Raw genomic sequence first — 7,115 nt, 5'->3', positions numbered from 1 at the left:
CACGCGAATCACGCGTGCGACCACTTGTGGGTAATTGAAAGGCTCACCAGATGGGTACGTTTCGAGCTAGCTCGCCTAAAGTGCTCCGCGAAAGGCGCGCGAACGCGCTTAGTAGAGCTAACTGCCTGCCCGCGCGATCAAGTTGAAAAGTTCGACCGTGAACTTGGTCAAGAGATCGGTAGCCGCGCTTCCGAATACCACCAGACACACAGCCAGTGCGATCAGCTTGGGCAAAAAGCTCAGAGATTCTTCGCTGATCGATGTCGCGGCTTGGATGATGCTGATTATCAGTCCGATAATCAGCATCGGCACGAGGAAGATGACGCAGATCAGGCCGGCCACGACCAGCATCCGCCCCGTTTCATCAAGAAGGATGGATTGCTCCATCAAGCAATCACGCTTTGTGAGCCAGGGACCGCGAGACGTCCTGGCTCAGCATCACATTGCTGATGCGGGTGGAGCGAGCGTTCCGAGCCACGCCACGACGCCAAGTATGACGACGACACAAGCAGTTTCGACCGCAAGACTCGCACGCAGCGCGGCGAACGCGCGTCTGTGATCGTCGCCGGCGATGAACCGCTCGAATGCCGGTGTAAGCCGGAAGCGATTGAGTGAGGCTAGGCCCAGCATGGCGATAAACAGTGCCAATTTGATGAGGAGGAGCCGACCATAGAGCGTCGTGGCTAGCGCGGTAATGTTGGCAATCCCGACCAGCATCCAACCATTCACCAGGCCCGTGACCACGATCGTGCCGACCACGGCCGTTCCGATCGCGCCGAACCCGTGCAGCGCGCGGTGCGTCAGGCTCAAATGGGCCGCATCGACGCGCTCAGTGGCCCGGGAGACCAGCAGAATAAGCCCGAGTAGCGCCCCTACCCACGCTCCCGCCGTGATCAGGTGGAGAATATCGGCAACGAGATGAACCCAACCCATCGCGGTGTCATCCATCGCCCCGTGCCCGGTCCATGCCAGTGTCCCGAGTGCCACGGCCGAGCATAGGGCGACGACGCCTAACCATCTGCCGCGACCCGCAGCCAGCAAGATTGCCACTGCCGCAAAGATGAGCGCCACCATGCGGAGTTTCCAGGCAGCGCCGATTGCGGAGCCAGTCAGCAGCGCGCCGATCGCCGCGTGATCGACCGGCCAGATTGGCGTTCCCGCCATTGAGGACGCCATCAGCACAATCCAGGCAGCAGAAAGGAGCAGCCCAAGGGCGGCGCTCCCAACCAGCCAAGCCCGCAATGCGAGCGCGGTGCCGCGCTCGCCCGCCCTAAGCCCATACAGACCGAATGCGGATAGGCCGAACAGCGCCATCAGCGTCAAATAGATCGCGAAGCGGACGCAGATCAGCGACCAGTCTCCCATGGTCTCACTTCACCGCGAAGGTATAGCTTCCATCAACTTTGTGCGTGTCGGTCGATACGACATGCCAAGCGACGCTATACCGACCGGCGGGAAGCTTACCCTTTGGCGTGATAATCAAGGTCTTCCCGTCAGGGGCAAGCGTCGCGGTACTCGGCATCGCCATTGCCGCCATCCCCGGCATAGCCGCCATCGTCAGATCGCCTTTGGAAAATTCGGGCACCAGCGTCTCGCTGAAATGAAGTTCGACGCGCCCGGGAGTCGCGACCGTCGCATTGGCGGTTGGACTCGCGGAAAGCAGTTTGGGATGAGCGTTGGCGGTGCCGGCAAGCGCGACAAGAGTGGTTGCAGCAATCAGAAAAGGTAGGCGTCCCATGATGGTCTCTTTCGTTTGGTGTTTCCCTCTCTTCATTACGCATCCCGATCGACTACCCCTCAAGACGGCCGCTTGAGGGGTGTGGGCGTGGTCTGCGTAATCTATGCTAGAGGGGTGGAGTGAATGATATGAACGATCTCGACGCGATGCTGACGAGACTAGCCGAGGCACCCGCACCGGCCGGCCTTGACGGAATGGAAGCAAGGGTGCTGGCGCGGATCACGGTCCGCCCCGTGGCCCATGCAGGCTTGAGGATTGGTGCGACGACAATTGCATTAGCGCTCGTTATGGGCATATTCGGTGCGCGCGTGCCGACACGCGAGGCCAGGGCGATGTCGCCCTTATCTCCGCTTGGATCGGTGTCGGCGCTCGCGCCGTCGTCATTGCTCGACGGCGCGCCATGAGCGGCCGCACCCGTTTGACGCTTTGCGTGCTTGCATGCTTCGTCGCCGCGATCGTCGGGGTATTCGTCGGTCGCGCGCTCCTTTCTTCAAACTCGCCACCCGGCTCCGAGCTGCACGAGGTCTTGCATCACAAGCTCGCGCTCGACGCGAACCAACAAGCGCGTCTTGATGTGCTGGAACAGCGCTTTGCGGTTCAGCGGCGTGCTTATGAGCTGGAGTTGCGAGCCGACAACGCGCGGCTTGCGGAGGCGATCGAGGCTGAACATGGCAACGGTCCTCGCGTCACCGCGGCGGTCGATCAAAGCCATGCCGTCATGGGCGAGCTCCAAAAGGCGACGCTCGAGCACATATTTGCCATGCGTCAGCTTCTGCGGCCAGATCAGACGGGGCAGTTCGATCAAGCGATGGTGAAGGCGCTCACCGACGACGCCCGCTGAGCCTTGGCAAGTGAGCCTAGACTGGACCGAACTATCCGAAGCGGAGCTGGCGACGCTCAGCATTGCCGGCCGACAAGCCGCGTTCGCTGAAATCATGCGGCGCCATCGCCAATCGATTTTCCGCTTAATCCGGGCCTATGTCGGCGATGCCGACGAGGCGTTGGACCTGTTGCAGGAGGCGTTCGTCGCGGCGCATCAGGCGATGACCCGCTACGATGGCGACCGTTCCATGCGCGCGTGGCTTTCCACAATCGCGATCAACAAATGCCGGGATTGGGGCCGCAAACAAACCGTTCGCCGTTTCCTGTCTTTCGCCATCTCGATCGGCGCTGAGGCCGAAGCCATCGCAGACGAACAGGTGCCCGCCGATGATGCGGTAGGGGATCGGCAAGAGCTTGACCGCGTGACGAAGGCCATCGCGGATTTGCCGGCCGCCCTGAAAGAGTCGCTGGTATTGCGGACGATTGAAGGGCTCAGCCAGGCCGAGACCGCTGCGATTTTGTCGATCAGCGAGAAGGCTGTCGAAGCCCGCGTGTACCGTGCACGCGCAAAATTGTTGGAGAGATTGGGCTCACGTTGAGGGATAGCCTGGCGCGGCGCGTATCAAGGCAAGAGGAATAGTCCCGTATGACAGCCTTGAGGACCGTATGAGCCGCATAATCGACCGCCGTCAGATGCTACGCGGGGCCGCCCTTGCGGGAGGTGGCCTTGCGCTATCGGCCTACATCCCGGCATGGGCGCAGACAAATTCGCCTGGGCTCACCAGATCCCTGCCGACCGTCACCGGAAACGATATCACGCTGCGGATCGCCCGGCAGACGATGATGATCGATGGCCGAGTGTCCAAGGCGATCGGCATCAACGGCACGGTGCCCGCGCCTTTGATCCGGCTGCGCGAGGGGCAAAATGTTCGCCTCAACGTCATCAACGACCTTGACGAGGACAGCTCGATTCATTGGCACGGCCTGCTCGTTCCGCCGCAATATGATGGGGTGCCCGGAATTTCCTTTCCTGGGATCAAGGCGCGATCAAGCTTCCTCTACGAGTTCCCGATTCGGCAGAATGGCACCTATTGGTATCACAGCCATTCGGGACTTCAGGAGCAGCTTGGTCACTATGGGCCAATCATTATCGATCCGGCCAATGCCGATCCGGTGCAATCCGATCGTGAGCACGTCATTGTACTGTCCGACCATAGCCAACTTAGCCCTGAAGCCATCTTCCGCGATATGAAGGTTGATCCCGGCCACTTCAATTATCAGCGGCAAACGCTCGCCGGCCTTCTCTCAGGCAAGGACCAGCGTTTCAAGGACCGCATCGATTGGGGCAAGATGCGGATGGACCCGACCGACATTTCGGATGCGACGGGGCCGGCCTACACCTACCTCGTTAATGGGCACGGGCCGCGCGACAACTGGACCGCATTGTTTAGGCCCGGGCAGCGGGTTCGGCTGCGTGTTATCAACGCATCTTCGATGACAACTTTCAACGTCCGTATTCCGGGGCTGAAGCTGACCATCGTTCAAGCCGATGGGCAAAATGTCATGCCGGTTGAGGTGGACGAGTTTCAGATCGGCGTGGCAGAAACCTATGACGCCATCGTCACCCCGACCGACGATCGTGCCTATACCCTCGTCGGCGAGGCGATCGACCGATCGGGGCTGGCCCGTGCCACGCTTGCCCCCCGGGCAGGCATGGCCGCAGAGGTCCCGGCCCTTCGCGCACGACCGCTCGCATTGATGAAAGACATGGGCATGGATATGTCGTCGATGGGCGGCATGGACATGTCGGGCGGCGATATGTCGAAGATGCGTGGTCCGGACCCCACGGCCGAAAAGAACTCTTCGGCAAAGCTCACCACAGCCAGTGCCGGGATGGCCGCAGGGGCAATGGCGATGGGCGGCATGGCCCAGGGCGGTAATGTTATGCCGGGGATGGATCATGCAGCGATGGGCCAGGGCGCGATAGCGAGTGGCAGCAGCGGTGGCGACATGGCCAACATGGCAGGCATGGATCATAGCACGATGAGCGGCCAGCAAGGCGGCATGGGTGCGATGGACATGGGCTCCATGAAAATGCGCGACTTCTCGAAAGCACCCCAGGTCAAAAAGGGACCGGGTGTCCAGACGATCTCGCCGATGCCGATGGATCGCACTGGGGAGCCCGGTCAGGGGTTAGAGGACGTGGGGCACAAAGTACTCGTTTATCGGGATTTGATGGCGCTGACACGCAACCCCGACGTGCGTGCGCCCGAGCGCAGTCTCGACATTCATCTGACCGGCAACATGGAGCGCTTCATGTGGTCTTTCGACGGCGTTAAAATGTCCGATAAGATGGAGCCGATTCCTTTTTTCGAAGGCGAACGCGTTCGGATCAACCTCATCAACGACAGCATGATGGGGCACCCGATCCACATTCACGGTCATTTTTTTGAGCTGGTAACTGGCCACGGCGATCATGCGCCGCGCAAGCACACTGTCATCGTTCAGCCAGGCGGCAAGGTCACATGGGATTTCACCGCGAATGCCGTCGGCGATTGGGCGTTCCATTGCCATCTTCTCTACCACATGCACGCGGGAATGATGCGAACCGTCAGTGTTCGTCCGCGCGGAGACGCCGCATGACGCGGTCTGCTCTCCTATCGGCGGCAACCGCTATGCTGACCATCTCAGCACCCGTTGCGGCACAGTCCATGCAGGGCATGAACATGCCTGGGATGTCGATGCCGGCCAAGAAGCAAGCCGTAACCAAAAAATCGGCAGCGAAGGGCAAATCCCGGGCTCAATCCGGGCCAGCAGCGATAAAGCGCAAGCGCTCAGCCGGAAGCTCAGCCGCGCCGATAAGAGGCATGAAGCGGATGGACCATTCGGCGATGCCTGAGATGGACATGTCCAGCAGCGCTTCCCAACCCGCGCAAGGTGCATCTCAGGGCATGAAATCCATGCCGGGGATGCAGATGCCTACAAGCAAGCAACCGCCCGCGCAGGGTGCCCCGCAGCCGATGGCGGATATGCAGTCGATGCCTGGCATGACGATGCCGGCCGATCAGCACGGCGCGCAAAGGATGTCGAGCATGGCCGGAATGCCGGGCGTGACGATGCCGGCCATGGAGCAGACCGGCACCGCGCTTGCGGCCGGGAACGCACCTGCACCCGCCCCGCCTATGGATCATTACGCCGATCGTCAGTTTGCATCCGCCGATATGACCAAGGCGCGCCGCGACATGATGTCCGAGTCAGGCGGCAAGCCCTTCTATCAGGTGATGTTCAATCTTGCCGAGTATCAGGCGCGCCAAGGCCGTGATGGCTATCGCTGGGATGGCGAAGGGTGGTTTGGTGGAGATATAAACCGCCTCTGGTTAAAAAGTGAGGGTGAAGGTGCGTTGCGAGAGGGCATCGAAAGCGCCGAAGTCCAAGCGCTCTATAGCCGCGCGGTTGGACCCTATTTCAATCTACAGGGCGGTGTCCGCCAAGATTTGGGACCGTTCCCGAAGCGCACCTACGCGACGGTCGGCTTCGAGGGCCTTTCGCCCTATATGTTCGAGGTCGAGGGAGCGTTGTTTCTCTCTACCAAGGGCGATTTGCTCGGCCGTCTTGAGGGCTATTACGACCAACGCATCACGCAACGGCTAGTCCTACAGCCGCGCGTCGAGTTCAATTTGGCTGCCCAGGACGTGCCCGAAAGCCGGCTTGGTGCGGGGCTGACGGATGCGGAACTGGGGCTTCGGCTCCGCTACGAGATCAGGCGGCAATTCGCGCCCTACGTCGGTGTTTCTTACGTGACACAAACCGGCCGCACCGCAGATTTCACACGCGCCGAGGGCAAAGACCCGTCCACGACGAGCTTTGTCGCCGGTGTGCGAGCTTGGTTCTGATGGGCAGTGGAAGAACAGGAGTGGCCGATATGGATCGCACCGGGTTGAAGCAGCACTTGCCCAGCCTGCCATTCGTAGCTGCGATCGCGATCCTCTTAGGGTTGGGCGCGGCTGCGTTTATTTACCTTGGCGTCTATAACATCGCGGCTGATGAGCCGCACACGCCGTTCGTCTATTCCGTGCTCGAACGCCTTCGCGATCAGTCCATCAAAGTTCATGCGCAAGGCATCTCGCCTCCGGGGGACCTCGCCTCTCCGCTCCGCATTTCGACGGGCGCGAGTCTGTATGCGGAAATGTGTTCCGGCTGTCATCTAGGCCCCGGTGTCGAGAAGTCGGAGATGAGCCAAGGCCTTTATCCGCAGGCCCCCGAGCTAGTGCAGGCCCGAAATCTTACTCCCGGCCAACAATTCTGGATCATCAAGCACGGCGTGAAGCTTAGCGCGATGCCGGCTTGGGGCCGCACGCATCCCGACCCGCTGATTTGGGATCTGGTGGCCTTCGTCCGCAAGCTTCCCGGCATGACGCCCGAACAATACAAAACGCTAGTCTCCAGTGCGCCGGCTGATCACGACAAGATGATGAAGGATATGCCAAGGATGAAATGAGTGGTGCGCGGCGCAAGTGCGTAAAGCTCTTTATAAGAGGAGACTGAAATGCGTTTT

General features: G+C 60.6%; 9 protein-coding genes. 6 read left to right on the top strand and 3 right to left on the bottom strand.

What is annotated here, in order from left to right:
• Positions 1 to 117 precede the first annotated feature (117 nt).
• From SR3_RS29750 to copC, 3 genes are read right to left on the bottom strand one after another with little or no spacing between them, the layout of a single operon-like run.
• The gene (locus SR3_RS29750; RefSeq protein WP_068094894.1) at positions 118 to 387 is read right to left on the bottom strand and encodes a flagellar biosynthetic protein FliQ; all 270 of its coding nucleotides are present in this window, start codon (positions 385 to 387) and stop codon (positions 118 to 120) included.
• Between the two features lie 51 nt (positions 388 to 438).
• The gene (gene copD / locus SR3_RS29745) at positions 439 to 1,365 is read right to left on the bottom strand and encodes a copper homeostasis membrane protein CopD (protein WP_068094891.1); all 927 of its coding nucleotides are present in this window, start codon (positions 1,363 to 1,365) and stop codon (positions 439 to 441) included.
• Positions 1,366 to 1,369: 4 nt separating this feature from the next.
• The gene (gene copC / locus SR3_RS29740) at positions 1,370 to 1,738 is read right to left on the bottom strand and encodes a copper homeostasis periplasmic binding protein CopC (RefSeq protein WP_068094897.1); all 369 of its coding nucleotides are present in this window, start codon (positions 1,736 to 1,738) and stop codon (positions 1,370 to 1,372) included.
• Between the two features lie 128 nt (positions 1,739 to 1,866).
• Here copC and SR3_RS29735 point away from each other — a divergent pair, with 128 nt between their 5' ends.
• From SR3_RS29735 to SR3_RS29710, 6 genes are all read left to right on the top strand, one after another.
• Positions 1,867 to 2,142: a hypothetical protein gene (locus tag SR3_RS29735; protein WP_068094889.1), complete on the top strand. Its 276-nt coding sequence runs from the start codon at positions 1,867 to 1,869 to the stop codon at positions 2,140 to 2,142.
• Positions 2,139 to 2,579, top strand: coding sequence for a periplasmic heavy metal sensor (locus SR3_RS29730; protein WP_068094886.1), 441 nt, complete (start codon positions 2,139 to 2,141; stop codon positions 2,577 to 2,579). The genes SR3_RS29735 and SR3_RS29730 overlap by 4 nt, the downstream gene beginning before the upstream one ends.
• A 10-nt stretch (positions 2,580 to 2,589) precedes the next feature.
• Positions 2,590 to 3,159, top strand: coding sequence for an RNA polymerase sigma factor (locus SR3_RS29725; protein WP_068094882.1), 570 nt, complete (start codon positions 2,590 to 2,592; stop codon positions 3,157 to 3,159).
• A gap of 67 nt (positions 3,160 to 3,226) precedes the next feature.
• On the top strand, positions 3,227 to 5,203 hold the full coding sequence (locus SR3_RS29720) for a copper resistance system multicopper oxidase (RefSeq protein WP_068094879.1): 1,977 nt from the start codon (positions 3,227 to 3,229) through the stop codon (positions 5,201 to 5,203).
• Complete coding sequence (locus SR3_RS29715) at positions 5,200 to 6,453, top strand: copper resistance protein B (RefSeq protein WP_068094876.1); 1,254 nt, start codon at positions 5,200 to 5,202, stop codon at positions 6,451 to 6,453. Before SR3_RS29720 ends, SR3_RS29715 begins: the two co-directional genes overlap by 4 nt.
• A 29-nt stretch (positions 6,454 to 6,482) precedes the next feature.
• Positions 6,483 to 7,058 (top strand): c-type cytochrome, encoded by a 576-nt coding sequence (locus SR3_RS29710; protein WP_068094871.1) that lies wholly within the window; start codon positions 6,483 to 6,485, stop codon positions 7,056 to 7,058.
• Positions 7,059 to 7,115: the final 57 nt, after the last annotated feature.

The organism is Novosphingobium rosa NBRC 15208 (assembly GCF_001598555.1).
GTDB classification, from domain to species: Bacteria; Pseudomonadota; Alphaproteobacteria; order Sphingomonadales; family Sphingomonadaceae; genus Novosphingobium; species Novosphingobium rosa.
This window is presented reverse-complemented; position numbering and strand designations above follow the sequence as displayed.

Excerpts from the sequence above, each read along its gene's own strand:
- SR3_RS29750 (WP_068094894.1), bottom strand. The coding sequence starts at position 387 with ATGGAGCAATCCATCCTTCTTGATGAAACGGGGCGGATGCTGGTCGTG.
- copD (WP_068094891.1), bottom strand. The coding sequence starts at position 1,365 with ATGGGAGACTGGTCGCTGATCTGCGTCCGCTTCGCGATCTATTTGACG.
- copC (WP_068094897.1), bottom strand. The coding sequence starts at position 1,738 with ATGGGACGCCTACCTTTTCTGATTGCTGCAACCACTCTTGTCGCGCTT.
- SR3_RS29735 (WP_068094889.1), top strand. The coding sequence starts at position 1,867 with ATGAACGATCTCGACGCGATGCTGACGAGACTAGCCGAGGCACCCGCA.
- SR3_RS29730 (WP_068094886.1), top strand. The coding sequence starts at position 2,139 with ATGAGCGGCCGCACCCGTTTGACGCTTTGCGTGCTTGCATGCTTCGTC.
- SR3_RS29720 (WP_068094879.1), top strand. The coding sequence starts at position 3,227 with ATGAGCCGCATAATCGACCGCCGTCAGATGCTACGCGGGGCCGCCCTT.
- SR3_RS29715 (WP_068094876.1), top strand. The coding sequence starts at position 5,200 with ATGACGCGGTCTGCTCTCCTATCGGCGGCAACCGCTATGCTGACCATC.
- SR3_RS29710 (WP_068094871.1), top strand. The coding sequence starts at position 6,483 with ATGGATCGCACCGGGTTGAAGCAGCACTTGCCCAGCCTGCCATTCGTA.